An 18,098-nucleotide genomic window follows, 5' to 3' on the forward strand; every position below is an offset into this window, starting at 1 on the left:
ATGGCGCGTCCGCGTGTCGATACCGCGCGGGAAATTCGGCACCGATTTCGGGGCGATCGGCGACGGCCGCCGAAAAACCGGGCGGCGCCGGAATCAATGCCCGAGCGATCCACGGCAATTCATCGAGGCCGGGCGGCCCTTGAACGGCCCGTGCCGTATTACTGTCCTGTCGGCGGGACATCGGCGTCCGTCGGTGTGCGCGGACCACCGTCCCTTGCACCGGGTTTCCCCGGCGATTTATGTTGGCGACGCGAGTTTGCCCCGACAGCCGCCCACCGTAACGCTCTTCGGTCGGCGTGCACAGGCGGTCGCTTTTCACCTCGGGGTCCCCGGTGCCGCCGGCACGAGCCAATCGTCGAACAGCGGGCGCAACGCCTGCGGATGGCGTCGTCATGCCGGTTCGCCGGCGCATTCCCGATCCGTTCGGCGGAGGAAGGAGAGGCTGGCCATGGAATCGCTGCCGCGTATCCACGAACGAGGCGGACAGGACGAGACATCGGAGGGGCGGGCGGCGCCGACGAGTGCGCCGACGGCCCTCGTACGGGAAATCGCGGCGCTGTGGGGGGAATACCTCGACGGTCGCGAGGTCGCGGCGGACGACGACTTCTTCGCGATCGGCGGCAATTCGCTGATCGGGATCAAGATCATCGATCGGGTGTCCCAGGACTACGGCGTCGCGCTGTCCGTGCGTGGGTTCTACCTGGCCCAGACCCCGGCCCGGGTCGCCGAGTTGATCGAACAGGAAAGGGCGCGAACGTGAGGTTGACGCCGGGTGCCGCACGCGAGATCGACCTCGACCGCGTCGACCTGTTCGACCTGGACCTGTACACCTCGGGCGATCCGCACCCGATCTGGGACGTGATGCGCGCCGAGGCGCCGCTGCACCACCAGGTCCTGCCGGACGGGCGCGAGTTCTGGTCGGTGACCCGCTACGACGACGTCTGCGCCGTGCTCGGCGACCACCGGAGGTTCACCTCCGAGCGCGGCACGGTGGTCACCCACCTCGGGGAGGACGACGTCGCGGCGGGCAAGCTGATGACCTCCACCGATCCGCCGCGGCACACCCAGGTGCGCCGGGCGATCGGCGCGCGGCTCACCGCGCGCGCGGTGGCCTCGTGGCAGGACCGGATCCGGGAGGCCATCGTGCGCTTCCTCGAACCGGCCCTCGACGGCGGCACGTTCGACCTCGCGGAGAAGGCGCACCGGCTCCCGATGATCGTCGCGGGACCGCTGCTCGGGATCCCCGAACGGGACTGGGACGAGCTGGTACAGCTGACCGCGATGGTCACCGCGCCCTCGGACCCGCACTTCCGGCACGGCAGCGAGGCCGCGACGCTGGCCATCTCCCACCACGAACTCGTCACCTATGTCACCGAATGGGTCAAACGGCGGCGGATCGCCGGGGGCGAGGACGGCAGCCTGCTCGACCACCTGATGACCGTGAAGGCGGGCGACGCGCCGCTGACCGACGAGGAGATCGCGCTCGACGGCTACAGCATCCTGCTCGGCGCCAACGTGACCACGCCGCACACCGTTTCGGGCACGGTGCACGCGCTGATCGAGCGGCCCGAGCAGTTCGCCAAGGTCCAGGCCGACCCCTCGCTGGTGCCGTCCCTGGTCGAGGAGGGCCTGCGCTGGACCTCGGCCGCGTGCAACTTCATGCGCTACGCGGTCGACGACACCGAGATCGGCGGCGGTACGATCCCCGCCCGCGGCGCGGTCGTCGCGTGGATCGGGTCGGCCAACCGGGACGAGTCGCAGTTCACCGACCCGCACCAATTCGACGTCACCCGGCGCGAGAACCGCCACGTCGCGTTCGGATTCGGGCCGCACTACTGCATCGGCGGACCGCTGGCCCGGCAGACGCTGCGCATCTTCTTCGAGGAACTGCTCGGTCGATTCGGGTCGATCGAACTCGACGGCGAGCCGCAACATCTGCGGTCGTACTTCATCGCCGGGATGACCCACCTCCCCATCGTCGCCCAGAAACGAACGACGCCATGACATCCGGCACCGCCCCCGCCACGTCGCCGTGGTTCGTCCGGCCGCCCGCCGGCGAGTACCCGGCCCGGCTGTTCTGCTTCCCCTACTCCGGCTCCGGCGCCTCCGCGTTCAGCGCCTGGCCGGCCACGATCGACGACGTCGAGGTGTGCCCCGTGCAGTTCCCCGGCCGGGAGAGCCGGCTGGCCGAACCGCACTACGGCACCTACGAGGATCTGGCCGCGGCCCTGGTGGAACCGCTGGCGTCGCGCCTGGACCGGCCGTTCGCGTTCTTCGGGCACTGCGCGGGCGCGCTGCCCGCGTTCGAGACCGCGGTCCGGCTCGCCGAACTGGACCTGCCGGGACCGGACCGCCTGTTCGTGTCGGGCCAACCCGCGCCGCACGACGCCGCGAGCGATCGCATGCTCACCATGACCGAGGCCGAACTGCACGCCGAATTGGTGTCGGTGGTGCGCGGCCGGGGCATCGAGCCGCGGCCGGACATGGTCGAGGTGGGGATGAGCGTGCTGCTCGACGACCTCGCCGCCGCGCGCGCCTACCGCAGGGTCGAACCGGTTCGGCTGGACTGTCCCATCGTCGTCCTGCACTGGCGCGAGGACCCCGACGTCACCCCGGAGCAGCTGGAGGGCTGGCACCGGTACGCGGATTCGGTCGAGATCCGGGTCGTCGAGGGCGGCCACCACGACTTCATGAACGCGCCGGACGAGCTGCTGGAACTGCTGACCTCCCGGCGGTGACGGCGGCAACGGCGGTGACGGCGGGGCGGCCCGCGAGCGCCGCCCGGCGAGGGAATCGGAAGGAATTCGTATGAGTGGCGCAGCCACCGATATTGCCGTCGTCGGGATGTCGTGCCGCTTCCCCGGTGTGCACGGTCCGGACGAGTTCTGGCGCCTGCTGGTCGACGGCGGGTCCACCATCGGGACCTTCCCCGAGCGGCGGGCCGCCGACGTGCGGCGCTCGACCCACCCGGACGCCGCCACGGTGAACGCGGGTTCCTTCCTCGACGCCATCGACGGGTTCGACGCGGAGTTCTTCGGCACGGACGCGGCGGAGGCCACCGCGATGGACCCCGTGCAGCGACTCGGCCTGGAACTCGCCTGGGAGGCCGTCGAGGACGCCCGGATACCGGCGTCCGCGCTGGCCGGCCGGGAGGTCGACGTCGTGGTCGGCAGCGCGCCCTCGGGCTACGAGGTGCTGCGCAGGCTGTCCGGCGGCGACCGGGACGACCACTACGCCGCGCTCGGCTCCGGCGGCGCGTTGATCGCGAACCGGATCTCGACCCTGTTCGACGTGCGCGGGATGAGCCTGTGCGCGGACTCGGGCCAGTCCTCCTCGCTCGTGTCGTTGGCGCTCGCGTGCGATCGGATCCGCGCCGGCGCGGTCGAGCTGGCGCTCGCGGGCGGCGTGCACCTGATCGCCGACCCGGAAGCGGGCCTCGGCCTGGCGAACCTGGGCGCGTTGTCGCCCGAGGGCCGCTGCTTCCCCTTCGACGAACGCGCCGGCGGCTTCGTCCGGGGCGAGGGCGGGGCGTTCGTCCTGCTCAAGCGGCTCGACCTGGCCGTCGCCGACGGCGATCACATCTACGCGGTGGTGCGCGGCTGGGGGGTGGGCAGCGGCGGCGCGACCAGCCGGATGCCGGATCCCAGCCCGGCCGGGCAGGCGGCGGTGATCCGGGCCGCGCTGGAGCGGTCGGGCGTGCCGTTCGACACCGTCGACTACGTCGAGGCGCACGGCACCGGGACCCGGGTCGGCGATCCGGCCGAGGCCGCCGGGCTGCGCGAGGTGTTCCGGGCGACCGGGCGCGATCGCCCGCTGGTGATCGGCTCGGCCAAGACCAACGTCGGGCACCTGGAACCGGCCGCCGGCATCGTCGGCTTCGTCAAGGCCGCGCTGTGCCTGGACCGTGCGCACCTGGTGCCGCACCCGAACTTCCGCACACCCAACCCCGCCATCCCGGACTTTCACCGGCACTTCGACGTCCTGCGCGCCGCCCGGCCCTGGCCGAGCCCGGCCGCGGGGCCGCGACGGGCGGGGGTGTCGGCGTTCGGTCTGGGCGGGACGAACGCGCACGTGATCCTCGAACAGGCGCCGCCGGAGCGAGCGCGTGCCCGCGCCGCCGACACGGGGACGGTGCCCTGGGTGTTGTCGGCGCGTACCGAGCCCGCCCTGCGCGAGCAAGCGGCACGGTTGCGGGACCGGCTGAGCGCGGACGCGTCGCCGTCGGCGGCCGATGTGGGTCACTCGCTGGTCTCGACCCGAGCGTCGTTCGCCCACCGGGCGGTGGTCCTGGGCACCGACCGCGAGGAGGCCCTGAGCGGGCTCGATCTGCTTGCGGGGGGCGGCGATTCGGCCCGTGTGCTGCGCGGGGTCGCCGCGAACCCGCCGGGCCCGATCGTCTTCGTCTTCCCCGGCCAGGGGTCGCAGTGGGTGGGCATGGGCAGGCGGTTGTACGCGGAGTCGGAGGTCTTCGCCCGCTCGATCGACGAGTGCGCGCGGGCCCTGGAACCGTGGCTGGACTGGTCGTTGTGCGACGTGGTCACGGGTTCGGACCCGGCGGCGCTGCTCGAGCGCGGCGACGACGTGGTGCAGCCGGCGCTGTTCGCGATGATGGTGTCCCTGGCCCGGGTCTGGCGCTCGCTGGGTGTGGTCCCCGACGTGGTGGTGGGGCACTCCCAGGGGGAGATCGCCGCGGCCTGCGCGTCGGGCGCGCTCTCCCTCGACGACGCGGCGCGCGTCGTCGCGCTGCGCAGCACGGCGCTGACCGAACTGGCCGGACTGGGCGGGCTGAACGCGGTGTTCGCGCCGCCGGACTGGGTCGAGGAGCGGTTGCGGCCGTGGTCCGGGCGGTTGTGCGTGGGCGCGGTCAACGGGCCGGGCTCGGTGGTGATCTCCGGCGACCTCGAGGCACTGGCGGAGTTCGCCGCGATGGCGGCCGGCGACGGTGTCCGGGTGCGCCGGGTCAGGATCGAATACGCGTCGCACTCGCACCAGGTCGAACGTATCCGGGACCGGGTGCTCGCCGCCGCCGAGGGCATCTCCCCCCGGGCATCGGTCGCGGCGTTCCACTCCACGGTCACCGGCGGCCCGCTCGACACCCGCGGGCTCGACGGCTCGTACTGGTACGACAACCTGCGCTCCAAGGTGCGGTTCGGCGAGGTGATCGAAGACCTGATGCGCGAGCCCGGCGGCGTGTTCGTGGAGATCAGCCCGCATCCGGTACTCGCCGTGGCGATGGCGGAGACCGCCGACGCGCTGGCCGCCTCGCCGGTGGTGTCGGGCACCCTGCACCGGGACGACGGGAGTCTGGGTCGGGTCCTGGCGGCATCGGCCGAACTGTACGTGCGCGGCGTGCCGGTGGACTGGACGGCCTGCTTCGGCGCGGCCCGGCCGGGCCGGATCGCCCTGCCGACCTACCCGTTCCGGCGGCAGCGGTATTGGCTGACGCCGCCCGCCGACGCCACCCCCACGGAGCCGAACTCCCGTACGGATGACCTGGATTCGGAGCTCTCGGTGCGCAAACTCGTGTGCGCCGAGACGGCCGCCCTGCTGAGCGCGCCCGACGCGCCCGTCACCGGCGCCGAACTCGCCGCGAGGTCGACCGAGACCTTCAAGGCCCTGGGCTTCGAGTCCTCGATGGCGGTACGGCTGCGCAACCGGCTCACGGCGGCGGCCGGGGTACGACTGCCCGCCACCGTCGCGTTCACCTACCCGACCCCACAGGCGCTCGCCCGGCACATCTTCGCCCTGCTCGGACCGACGGTCCCCGAAGTCCCGGAAACGGCGCCGGAATCGCCGCCGCAGACCTCGTCGGCGGCTCCGAACCCGGTGCCGGAGACACCTTCGGCGAGCCGCAGCGACGACGAATTGTACGAACTGATCGACCGCGGATACGTGTAGCGCCACCCGTTCGTCCGAGCAATCGTTGGGGGAGTTCCCGTGGAGGATGTCGACAAGCTCCGGTCCTACCTGCGCCGTGCCGTCGGCGACGCGCAGGTGTTGCGCGAGCGGGTACGCGCGTTGGAGGAGTCCGCTCGCGAGCCGGTCGCGGTGGTGGGCATGGGGTGTCGTTACCCGGGCGGGGCGAACTCCCCCGAAGGGTTGTGGGACGTGGTCTTCGGCGGGGTCGACGCGGTGGGTGACTTCCCGACGGATCGCGGCTGGGACCTGGAGGCGCTGTACGACCCGGACCCCTCGGCACAGGGGAGGACGTACACCCGCTCGGGCGGATTCCTCCCCGATCTCGCCGAGTTCGACGCGGCGTTCTTCGGGATCAGCCCCCGTGAGGCGCTGGCGATGGATCCGCAGCAGCGGGTGATCCTGGAGACGTCGTGGGAGGCGCTGGAGCGGGCCGGGATCGACCCGGCCGGGTTGCGGGGCTCGGCGACCGGGGTGTTCACCGGGATCTACGCGGTCGACTACGGTCCGCGGATGGGCGGCGGGGCGGCCCCCGAGGTGGAGGGCCACTCGATGGCCGGGACGTACACCAGCGTGGCCTCGGGCCGGGTGGCGTACGTACTGGGCCTGGAGGGCCCGGCGATCTCGATCGACACCGCGTGCTCGGCGTCGCTGGTCGCCGTGCACCAGGCCGTACGGTCCCTGCGCTCGGGGGAGTGCACGTTGGCACTGGCCGGCGGGGTGTCGGCGCTGCCGAGCCCCGGGATGCTGGTGGAGGCCGCCCGGCAGCGCGGCCTGTCCGCCGACGGGCGGTGCAAGTCCTTCGCCGAGGCGGCCGACGGCACCGGCTGGGGCGAGGGCGCCGGCGTGCTGGTCCTGGAGCGGCTGGCGGACGCGCGGCGCCACGGCCGGCGGATCCTGGCGGTGATCCGGGGCTCGGCGATCAACCAGGACGGGGCCTCCAACGGGCTGACCGCGCCGAACGAACTGGCGCAGCGGCGGGTCATCCGCGCCGCCGTGGCCGACGCCGGGCTCTCGCCCGCCGACGTGGACGCGGTGGAGGCGCACGGGACCGGCACCCGGCTGGGCGACCCCATCGAGGCGGAGGCGCTGCTCGCCACCTACGGGCAGGGCCGTGCCGCCGGACCGCTGTGGCTGGGCTCGCTCAAGTCGAACATCGGCCACACGCAGGCCGCGGCGGGCGTCGGCGGCATGATCAAGATGATCATGGCGATGCACCACGGGGTGTTGCCGAAGACGCTGCACGTGGACCGCCCGACCCCGCACGTCGACTGGTCGTCCGGCGCGGTGGAACTGCTGACCGAGGCCCGGGAATGGACCGCCACACCCGGACGGCCCCGGCGCGCGGGCGTGTCGTCCTTCGGGATCAGCGGTACGAACGCGCACGTCGTGCTCGAAGAGGCACCCGAGGCATCGGAGGCACCCGAGACGGAGGAGCCGGCGACCCCGCCCGTGCCGGAACCGCGTCCGGGGGCGGTGCCGTGGGTGGTGTCGGCGCGCTCGGCCGAGGCACTGCGGGAGCAGACGCTGCGGTTGCGGGACGGCCTGGCCGCGGACCCCGATCCGTCGCTCGCGGGCGTGGGTCGCGCGCTGGTGACGACACGATCGTTGTTCGAGCACCGCCGGGTGGTGATCGGCGCCGGCCGCGACGAGCTGCTCGCCCGCCTGGGCACCGACGTCGGCACGACCAGGAATCCGCCCGGGGTGGTCTCCGGCACCGTCGAACCCCTCGGCAAAACGGTGTTCGTCTTCCCCGGCCAGGGCTCGCAGTGGGTCGGCATGGGCCGGGAACTCCTGGAGGCGTCCCCGGTTTTCGCCGAGGGGATGAACGAGTGTGCCCAGGCCCTCGCGCCGTGGGTGCCCTGGTCGCTGATCGACACCGTGCGCGGCGAGCCGGAGGGCGCGGACCTGGAGCGCATCGAGGTCGTGCAACCCGTGCTGTTCGCGGTGATGGTGTCGCTGGCGCGGGTGTGGCGCTCCTTCGGGGTGACCCCCGACGCGGTGATCGGACACTCCCAGGGCGAGATCGCCGCCGCCTGCGCGGCCGGCGCGCTGAGCCTGCCGGAGGCGGCCAGGATCGTCGCCCTGCGCTCGCAACTGCTGGCCACCGCCACCCAGGACGGCGGCCTGGCCGGAATCGTGCTGCCCGAACGGCGGGTCCGGGAAATGCTGGAGCGGGTCGGTCCCGGAGTGGTGATCGCGGGCATCAACGGCCCCTACTCGACCACCGTCGCGGGCGAGGCCGGCGCGGTCCGGGAGGTGGTCGCGCTCTGCGAGGCCGAGGGCGCCCGCGCCCGGTGGATCCCGGCGAGCGTGCCCGGGCACTCGCCCCTGGTGGACCGGTTCGAGGGGCCGCTGCAAGAGATCCTCGGCCGGGTCGCCTCCGTGTCCTCGCCGGTGGCCTTTCACTCGACCGTCACCGGTGGGCCGCTCGACACGGCGGGACTGGACGGCGCGTACTGGTTCCGCAACATGCGCGAACCGGTGCAGTTCGAGGCGGCCATGCGCAGCCTCCTCGACACCGAGCACGGCGCGTTCATCGAGATGAGCCCGCACCCGCTGCTCACGATCAACATCCGCGACATGCTCGACCACACCCCCGGCGGCGGTGGGGTGGTGGTGGGCTCGCTGCGCCGCGGCGAGGGCGGGCCGGCCCGGTTGTACCGGTCGATGGCCGAGGCATTCGTGGCGGGTGTCCCGGTGTCGTGGGAGGCGGCGTTCCCGGGCGGCGACGGGCCCGCGGTCGAGTTGCCCACGTACGCCTTCCAACGGCAGCGCTACTGGCTGGACGTGCCCGTGGAGGGCGCCGCCCCGGGCAACTCGGACCACCCCCTGCTCGACACCGTGATCGACCTGCCCGACGACGGCGGACAGGTCCGACTGGTGGGCAGCGGGCGGTTGTCCCCGCACCGCCATCCGTGGCTCGCCGACCACGTGGTCCACGGCGCCCCACTGGTGCCGGGCACGGCGCTGGTCGAACTGGCCGCGTGGGCGGCGCACAGGGTGGGCTGCGACGTCGTCGACGAACTCACCCTGGAGACACCGCTGGTGTTGTCCCACACGGCCGATCGGGAGATCCGCGTGGTGATCGACGGCAAGCGCGGGCTCGCCGTGCACTCCAAGGGCGCGGGCGAACCCGAGTGGACACGCAACGCCGTCGGGGTCATCGGAACCGACACCGGGGCCGGCCGGCGCGCCCCCGACCTCGTGGCGTGGCCGCCCCCGGGCGCGGTCGAGGTGCCCGTCGAGGAGGCGTACGCCGGGTCGTCCGCGCTCGGATTCGACCACGGGCCGCTGTTCCGCGGTCTGCGGCGGGTCTGGCGCCGCGACGAAGTCCTCTTCGCGGAGGTCGAGTCGCCGGCCGCCGACGGCGCGGACCCGAGCCGGTTCCGGATCCACCCGGCGCTGCTGCACGCCGCGTTGCTTCCGATCGGCCCGGGGGACGGCGACGAGGGCCGGCTGCCGCATCGCTGGACGGGCATCCGCCTGACCTCCGCCGCGCCCACCGTGCTGCGCGTACGGCTGGCACCCACCGGCGAGGGCGCCCGGTCCGTGGCCATCGCGGACCGTCACGGAGCCCCCGTCGGCGGCGTCGAGTCGCTCACGCTGCGGCCCGTGGACGTCGCGGAGCTGACCGAACTGGGCTTCGATCGGCGGGACTCGCTGTTCCGGGTGGACTGGGTCCCCCTCGCGGTCCGGTCCGGAAAGGCCGCGGGCCGGTTCGCCGTGGCCGGGCCGCCCGACGAACTCGTCGCCTCCCTCGGATCGCACGGGGCGCTGTTCGCCGACCTCGACGAACTCGCCGCCTCCGAGGGCCCGATCCCCCCGATCGTGGTGACCACCATCGAGCGCGCCGATCCGGGAGTCGACAACACCCCGGCACTGGTCGAGCGCAACCTGCACCGGGTGCTGCGGTGGACCCGGCGCTGGCTCGCCGAGGACCGGTTCGCCGACTCGCGCCTGGTCGTCGTGACACGGGAGGCGGTCGCCGCCGACCCGGCCGACCGCGGCGATCCCGCCGCGGCGGCGATCTGGGGATTCGTCCGCACCGCGCAGACCGAGAACCCGGGCCGGTTCACGCTCGTGGACACGGACGACCGCCCCGACTCGTGGGCGCGCATCCCGGCGGTGGCCGAGACCGGGGAAGCCCAGCTCAGGATCCGGGCGGGCGTGGCGACCACCCCGCGACTGGCCCGTGTACCGGGCACTTCCGCCGAGCACCGGGCCCGGGGCCTCGGCTCCGGGACGGTGCTGATCACGGGCGGAGTCGGCGGCCTGGGCGCGATGTTGGCCCGGCACGTCGTGGAGCGGCACGGGGTGCGCCGGTTGTTGCTGGCCGGCAGGCGGGGCCCGACGGCTCCGGCCGCCGCCGCACTGCGGCGGGAGTTGATCGAGGCGGGAGCCGAGGTCGAGATCGTCGCCTGCGACGTCACGAGCCGCGAGTCCGTCGCGGCGCTGATCGCCGGCGTGCCGGCGGAGCACCCGTTGACGGCGGTGATCCACTGTGCGGCCGTGCTGGCCGACGGGGTCGTCGAGGCGCTGACCGAGGAGCGGGTGGACGCGGTCCTCGCGCCGAAGGTACGCGGCGCCTGGTACCTGCACGAACTGACCAGGCACCTGGACCTGTCCGCGTTCGTGCTGTTCTCCTCGATCGCGAGCGTGCTCGGCACGGCGGGGCAGGCCAACTACGCGGCGGCCAACGCGTTCCTGAACGGACTGGCCGAAGCCCGTCGGGCCGAGGGGCTGGCGGCCGGCTCGCTGTGCTGGGGCTACTGGGCGCAGCGCACCGAGGCGGGCGCGGACATCGGCGAGCTGGACATCGTGCGCCTGCGACGACAGGGCGTGCGGCCGATGGCCACGCACGAGGGGCTGGCGCTGTTCGACGCGGCGATCGCGCGGGACGAGCCGGTGCTGGTGCCGGTGCGGCTGAGCCTGCCGGCGCCGGGCGCGCCGAGTGTCGGGCAGGAGTTGTCGCCGCTCCTGCGTGCGCTGATCGGCACGCCCGCGGGGCCGGGTGTTTCGGGCGCGGGCGCGGGTGCGGGCTCGGGCTCGCCCGTGGGGGAGGCCGCCGACATCGGACTCGCGCGGCGGGTCGCCTCGCTGCCCCCGGCCGAGGCCGAGGCACTGTTGCTCGACGCCGTGCGCACGCAGACCGCGAGTGTGCTCGGCCTCGCCGACGCCGCGCGGGTCGGTCCCGCCTCGGCGTTCAAGGACCTCGGGATCGACTCGCTCATGGCGCTGGAGCTGCGCAACAGGCTGACGGCGGTGACCGGTCTGAAGTTGTCCGCCACGCTCGCGTTCGACTATCCGAACCCGGCCGCCCTCGCGGGGTTCCTGTACGCGGGCGTCAACCCCGACTCCGTCGCCGACCCGCGGTCCCCCACCGATCGCCTGACCAGGGAGATCGAGGGACTGGGCGCCCGGCTGGAGGACGCGTTCCGCGACCTCGCGGCGGCGGACAAGGCCACCATCACCACGCTGCTCGGCGAGTTGCAGGGCCGCGTACGGGCCCTGGCGGGCGACGGATCGCCGGTCGGGATCGCCGACCGGATCAGTGCGGCATCGGCCGGCGAGCTGCTTTCGCTGCTGGACAAAGAGCTCGGCTAGGGGAGAGCGATGACAAACGACAACAACGCCGATGTGCTCGACTACCTCAAGCGGACGTCGATCGAACTGCTCGACACCCGTCGGCGCCTGCAGGAGCTGACGGAGGCCGCCGCCGAGCCCATCGCCGTCGTGGGCATCGCCTGCCGCTACCCGGGCGGGGTGACCTCGCCGGAGACGTTGTGGGACCTGGTGCGGGCGGGCCGGGACGCGGTGTCGGACTTCCCCGACGACCGCGACTGGGACCTGGACCGGCTCTACGACTCGGACCCGGACCGGCCGAACACCTGCAACACGCGCGCCGGCGGATTCCTCTACGACGCGGGCGACTTCGACGCGGAGTTCTTCGGGATCAACCCGCGCGAGGCGCTGGCCGCGGACCCGCAACACCGGTTGTTGCTGGAGTCCGCGTGGGAGTCGCTGGAACGGGCCGGCATCGACCCGCACACCCTGCGCGGCAGCGCCACCGGCGTGTTCGCCGGTCTGGCCTACTTCGGCTACGGCAACCACTTCTCCACCCCCGAGATCATCTCCGGCTACGGGCAGACCGGTTCGCTGCTGAGCGTGGCGTCGGGACGGGTGGCGTACGCACTGGGCCTGGAGGGTCCGGCGGTATCCACCGACACCGCGTGCTCGTCGTCCCTGGTGGCGGTGCACCAGGCGGTGCAGTCGCTGCGGCAGGGCGAGTGCGGGCTGGCCCTGGCCGGGGGCGTCACCGTGATGGGGACCACGCAGGTGTTCCGGGAGATGGCGCGGCAGCGGGGGCTGGCGGTGGACGGCCGGTGCAAGGCGTTCGCGGACGCCGCCGACGGCACCGGATTCGCCGAGGGCGTCGGGGTGTTGGTGCTGGAGCGGCTGTCCGACGCGCGGCGCCACGGGCGACGGATCCTGGCGGTGATCCGGGGTTCGGCGATCAACCAGGACGGCGCGTCCAACGGGCTGACCGCGCCGAACGGCCCCGCGCAACAGCGGGTGATCCGGGCCGCGTTGGCGAACTCGCGGGTGCAGGCGGGCGACGTGGACGTGATGGAGGCGCACGGCACCGGTACCACGCTGGGCGATCCGATCGAGGCACAGGCGCTGCTGGCCACCTACGGTCGCGACCGCGACCCCGAGAACCCCCTGTGGCTGGGCTCGTTGAAGTCGAACATCAGCCACACCCAGGCCGCGGCGGGCGTCGGCGGCATGATCAAGATGATCATGGCGATGCGGCACGGGATCATGCCCAGGACGCTGCACGTGGACCGGCCGTCGACGCACGTGGACTGGTCGGCCGGGGCGGTGGAACTGCTCACCGAGGCCAGGCCGTGGCCGAGCACACCCGGGCGGCCTCGGCGGGCGGCCGTGTCCGCCTTCGGGGCCAGCGGCACCAACGCGCACGTGATCCTGGAGGAGGCGCCCGAGGAGGTCGCGTCCGAGGAGACGGCGCCGGAGCGCGCGGATCATCCCGTCGAGGTGATCCCGTGGGTGGTGTCCGCACGTTCCGAGGCGGCGCTGCGGGCCCAGGCGGAGCGGCTGCGCGCGTTCGCGGCCGCCGAGCCGGATACGCATGTCGCGGACATCGCCCGGTCGTTGGTGGCGAGCCGGTCGAAGTTCGAGCACCGCGCGGTGGTACTGGGTCGGGACCGGGACGAGTTGCTGAGCGGTCTGGCGGCACTCGGCGAGGGCGCCGAATCCGCGGGACAGGTGCGCGGCGTCGTCGGCGAACCCGGCGGCACGGTCTTCATGTTCCCGGGGCAGGGCTCTCCCTGGGCCGGTGTGGCCCGGGAGCTGTACGACACCTTCCCGGTCTTCGCACGCGGCATCGACGAGGTCTGCGCGCGCTTCGACACCCACCTCCCCTTCGCGCTGAAGACCCTGCTGCTCGCCGAGGCGCCCGAGGAGGCCCGGGCGCAGCGCACCGACGTCGCGCAGCCCGCGCTGTTCGCCCTCCAGGTCGCGCTGTACCGGCTCCTGACCGGGTTCTGCGGGCAGCCGAACCACCTGATCGGCCACTCCGTCGGCGAGATCACCGCCGCGTACGTGTCCGGCGTCCTGGACCTGGACGGCGCGACCGCACTCGTGGCCGCGCGCGGCCGGCTCATGCAGACGGTCACCGAGCGCGGCGCCATGCTGGCGGTGCGCGCCTCGGAGGACACCGTCGCCGCGCTGCTCGACGGATACGACCGGCTCGGCGTCGCGGCGATCAACGGCCCGGAATCGGTGGTGGTCTCCGGCGCCCGTGAACAGGTCGTCGAACTGCGGGATCGGCTCGTCGCCGAGGGGAGTTCGGCCAAGCTGCTGGACGTCGACCACGCGTTCCACTCGCCGCTGATGGACCCGATCCTGGACGAGTTCGCCGCGTCGATCGGCGAACTCCGCCCGGGGCGCCAGGAGATCCCGATCGTCTCGACCAGGACCGGGCGCGAGAGCACGGTCGAGGAACTGACGTCCGTCGAGCACTGGGTGCGGCATGTGCGCGAACCCGTGCGCTTCTTCACCGCCGTGGAGAGCGCCCGGGCGGCCGGCGCGGGCGTCTTCTACGAAATGGGCCCGGGATCGGCCCTCACCGGTATCGCCAAGGAGGCGTTCGCCGCCGTCGGCGGGCCCGACGCGGTCGCCCTGTCGGCGTCGCGGCGCAACCGCGGGCCGGTGCGGACCCTGATCGACTCGCTGGCCCGGTTGCACGTCCGCGGCGCCGCCGTGGACTGGGCGGCCCTGCTCGGCGGCCCGCGGCGGTCGGTGGACCTGCCGACCTACGCGTTCCAACGGCAGCGCTACTGGCTGGACTTCCGGGCCGGGACCGGCACCGCCGACGTGGCCTCCGCCGGTCTCTCGGCCGCCGAACACCCGCTGCTCGGCGCGGTGGTGGAGCACCCCGGTACCGACGAGGTGGTGTTCACCGACCGGTGGTCGCTGCGCACCCACGCGTGGCTGGCCGATCACGCGGTGTTCGGCGCGGTCGTGGTACCGGCCACGGCGTATCTGGATCTGGCGCTGTGGGTGGGCGACTTCGTCGGGTGTACGGCGATCGGGGAACTCTCCCTGGAGGTCCCCCTGATCGTCCCCGACACGGGCGAGGTACGGGTACGGGTCGTGGTCGGCGCGGCGGACGAGACCGGACGCCGCGCGCTGGACGTGTACTCCGGCCCCGACGGCGACGAGGACCGCGCCGGCGGCGGATGGACGCGGCACGCGACGGGGAGCCTGGCGCCGGGCACCGCACGGGCCGAGGACTCGGGCGCGCCGGCCGCGTGGCCGCCGGTGGAGGCGGAACGGGTCGACATCGGCGCGCTCTACGACTCCTTCGCGGACGCGGGCTTCGACTACGGCCCGGTGTTCCGCGGGCTGCGCGAGGTGTGGCGGCACGGCGACGACCTGTTCGCGACGGCCACACTGCCGACCGACGCCGACGGCTCCGCCGCCGGCGGGTTCGCCCTGCATCCCGCGCTGCTCGATGCCGCGCTGCACGCGGTGGTGGCCGGCGAGGTCGTCGAGATCGGGGCCGACCGGGGCTGGATGCCGTTCTCGTGGTCCGGGGTGGAGCGGGTCGGGGAGTGCGGCTCGACCGTACGGATCCGGCTCTCCCCGGCCGGCGACCCGGCGGCCGGCGACCGTGCCGTGTCGGTGGCGATCGCCGACGAACGCGGCCGCCCGGTCGCGCACGTCGGGGCGCTGACGTTCCGACCGGCGAGCGCCGAACACCTGCGCGCGGCACGCGGCGAGCGGTCGTTGTACGAACTCGCCTGGCGACCGGCCCGTGTGGTCGAGTCGGCGCCGCCGCCCGGACGGTGGGCCGTGCTCGGCGCGCCCACCCGACCGGCCGCACCGGGCGTCGTGTTCCACGCGAGCCTCGACGAACTGCTCGCGGGGGAGGCGCCGCGCCACATCGTGCTCCGCCCGGACGACGTCGCCGCGCCCGGCACCGACCTGTTCGCCGCCGTCGCCGACACCGACACCCGCGTCCTGGAGTGCGTCCAGCGGTTCCTCGCCGAGGACACGCTCACCGAGTCCACGCTGGTGGTGCTCACCCGCCTGGCCGTGGACACCGGTGGCGGGGAGCGGGTGGACAGCCTGCCCGGCGCGTCCGTCTGGGGCCTGATCCGGTCCGCCCAGACCGAACACCCGGGCAGGTTCCGCCTGGTGGACGTCGAGGACGTGGCCGCCGCGTGGCCCCGCATCCCCGACGCGCTCGCCCTCGACGAGGAGCAACTGGCCCTGCGCGGGGACACGTACCTGGTGCCGCGCATGACGGCCGCGGCCCCCGCGAGCAACCGGATCGAGCCGCCCGAGACCGGCGCGTACCGGCTGGGCATCCCGACCAGGGGCACGTTGGAGAACCTGACCTGGATTCCCTGCCCAGAGGTGGAGGCGCCGCTGACGAGCGGTCAGGTGCGCATCGCGGTGCAGGCGGCCGGCCTCAACTTCCGCGACGTCACGATCGCCCTGGGACTGGTGGAGCGCACCGCCCTGGACGCCGGAATCGGCGGCGAGGGCGCCGGAACCGTCCTGGAGGTGGCCGACGACGTCACCGAACTCGCCCCGGGCGACCGGGTGATGGGCATCTTCTCCGGTGCCTTCGGCCGCGTCGCGGTGGCGGACCACCGCCTGCTCATGCCCATCCCCGACGGGTGGACCTACACCGAGGCGGCGTCCGTACCGGGCGCCTATCTCACCGCCTACTACGCCCTGTTCCACGTGACCAATCTCGGAAAGGGCCAACGGATCCTGATCCACGCCGCGGCCGGCGGCGTCGGGATGGCGGCCGTGCAACTGGCGAAGCACGTCGGCGCCGAGATCTACGGCACCGCGAGCCCGGCCAAGTGGCCCACCCTGCGGGCCCTCGGGCTCGACGACGCACACCTGGCCTCGTCGCGGAACCTGGAGTTCGCGGACACCTTCCTGGCCTCCTCCGACGGTCGCGGCGTGGACGTCGTGCTCAACTCCCTGGCCCACGACTTCGTCGACGCCTCGCTGCGACTGCTGCCCGAGGGCGGCAGCTTCGTCGAGATGGGCAAGACCGACATCCGTGACCCGCGGCGGGTGGCGGCCGGGCAACCGGGCGTCGACTACGCGGCGTTCGACCTGTACGAGGCCGGCCCGGACGTCATCCACGAGGTGTTCCGCGCGGTCATGGAACTGTTCGCCGACGGGCGGGTGCGGTTGAACCCGATCGCCGTCCGCAACATCCGCGACGCGCGCGGGGCGTTTCGCGAGATGAGCCAGGGCCGGCACATCGGCAAGATCATCTTCGACATGGGCAGCGGATTCGGCGGCGGTACCGTCCTGGTCACCGGCGCCACCGGCGGCGTCGGCTCGCTCGTGGCCCGCCACCTCGTCGCCGAACACGACGTGCGCAGCCTGGTGTTGGCGAGCCGCCGGGGCCCGGCCGCCGACGGGGCGGCCGAACTGGTCGCGGACCTGGAGGCGGCCGGCGCCCTCGTGCGGGTCGTGGCCTGCGACGTCGCGGACCGGGCCGCGGTGGCGGACCTGCTCGCCGACATGCCGCCCGGATACCCGCTGACCGCGGTCGTGCACGCGGCGGGTGTACTCGCCGACGGCACCCTCGAAGCGCAGACCGCGCAGAGCCTGGACCGCGCCCTGCGGGCCAAGGCCGGCGGCGCGATCAACCTGCACGAGCTGACCCGCGAACACACCCTGTCCGCGTTCGTGCTCTTCTCCGCGCTCGCCGGCACGCTCGGCACCGGCGGCCAGGCCAACTACGCCGCCGCGAACGGCTTCCTGGACGGCCTGGCGGCCCGCCGCCGCGCGTCCGGGCAGGTCGGCACGTCCCTGTGCTGGGGCTGGTGGGAGCAGCGCAGCGGGATGACCGAGAACCTGGACGAGGTGGACCTGCGGCGCATCCGCCGCCTCGGCATCGCCGAGATGCCCGGCGCCGAGGCACTGGGCCTGTTCGACGCCGCGTGCACGATCGACAAGCCGGTGCTGATCCCGGCCCGACTGGACCTCACCGCGCTGCGCGGCCGCGCCGCCGACGAACTGCCGCTGCTCCTGCGCGAACTCGTCACCACCGGCCGCCCCACCCGCACCCGGGCGAGCGCCACCGCCGCCGTCGGCTCCCTCGGCCTGCCCGCCCGCCTGGCCGGGCTGTCCGAGGGCGAGGGCGAGGCGGCCGTGCTCGACTGGGTCCGCGACCAGGTCGCCGTCGTCCTCGGACACCCCGCCGGCACCGCCGTCGACGCCGACCAGGCGTTCACCCACCTCGGGTTCGACTCGCTCACCTCGGTCGAACTGTGCAACCGGCTGGCGTCCTCGACCGGGCTGCGGCTGGCGTCCACCCTCGTCTTCAGCTACCCGACACCCCGCGAGCTGGGGCGATACGTCTTCGACCTGCTGCGCCCCGCGGAGCGCGCGAGTGCGGACGCGGACGAGGACGCGCGGATCCGCGAGGTGCTGCGCACCATCCCGATCGACCGGCTGCGCGGCGCGGGCCTGCTGGAGCAGGTCCTGGCGTGCGCCGCCGCGCCGCCGGACCCCGACGGCGGATCGCCCGACGCGGACGCCGGCGCGGACGAACTGGCGGCGCTGGACCTGGAAGCACTCGTCGACCTGGCTCTGGCCGAGAAGGGCAAGTGACC

The 18,098-nt window shown here is 73.6% G+C and carries 5 protein-coding genes and 1 pseudogene; all 6 read left to right on the forward strand.

Annotation, left to right across the window (positions count from 1 at the left end):
- The first annotated feature begins 448 nt into the window (after window positions 1-448).
- The 6 genes and pseudogenes from EMA17_RS06730 to EMA17_RS06755 all read left to right on the forward strand — a co-directional run bounded on the left by EMA17_RS06730 (window position 449) and on the right by EMA17_RS06755 (window position 18,096).
- Window positions 449-760, forward strand: coding sequence for a phosphopantetheine-binding protein (locus EMA17_RS06730; protein WP_126635969.1), 312 nt, complete (start codon window positions 449-451; stop codon window positions 758-760).
- Window positions 757-2,004 carry a cytochrome P450 gene (locus tag EMA17_RS06735; protein ID WP_126635970.1) on the forward strand — a complete coding sequence of 416 codons (1,248 nt, stop codon included), beginning with the start codon at window positions 757-759 and terminating at the stop codon, window positions 2,002-2,004. Before EMA17_RS06730 ends, EMA17_RS06735 begins: the two co-directional genes overlap by 4 nt.
- Complete coding sequence (locus tag EMA17_RS06740) at window positions 2,001-2,738, forward strand: thioesterase II family protein (protein WP_126635971.1); 738 nt, start codon at window positions 2,001-2,003, stop codon at window positions 2,736-2,738. The genes EMA17_RS06735 and EMA17_RS06740 overlap by 4 nt, the downstream gene beginning before the upstream one ends.
- A 70-nt stretch (window positions 2,739-2,808) precedes the next feature.
- Complete coding sequence (locus EMA17_RS06745) at window positions 2,809-5,898, forward strand: type I polyketide synthase (RefSeq protein ID WP_126635972.1); 3,090 nt, start codon at window positions 2,809-2,811, stop codon at window positions 5,896-5,898.
- Between the two features lie 54 nt (window positions 5,899-5,952).
- A pseudogene (locus EMA17_RS06750) lies at window positions 5,953-11,523 on the forward strand (type I polyketide synthase); the annotation flags it as partial.
- A gap of 33 nt (window positions 11,524-11,556) precedes the next feature.
- The gene (locus EMA17_RS06755; protein ID WP_443093109.1) at window positions 11,557-18,096 is read left to right on the forward strand and encodes a type I polyketide synthase; all 6,540 of its coding nucleotides are present in this window, start codon (window positions 11,557-11,559) and stop codon (window positions 18,094-18,096) included.
- The last annotated feature ends 2 nt before the right edge of the window (window positions 18,097-18,098 follow it).

Origin of the sequence: Embleya hyalina, assembly GCF_003967355.1 — a bacterium.
Taxonomy (GTDB): Bacteria; Actinomycetota; Actinomycetes; order Streptomycetales; family Streptomycetaceae; genus Embleya; species Embleya hyalina.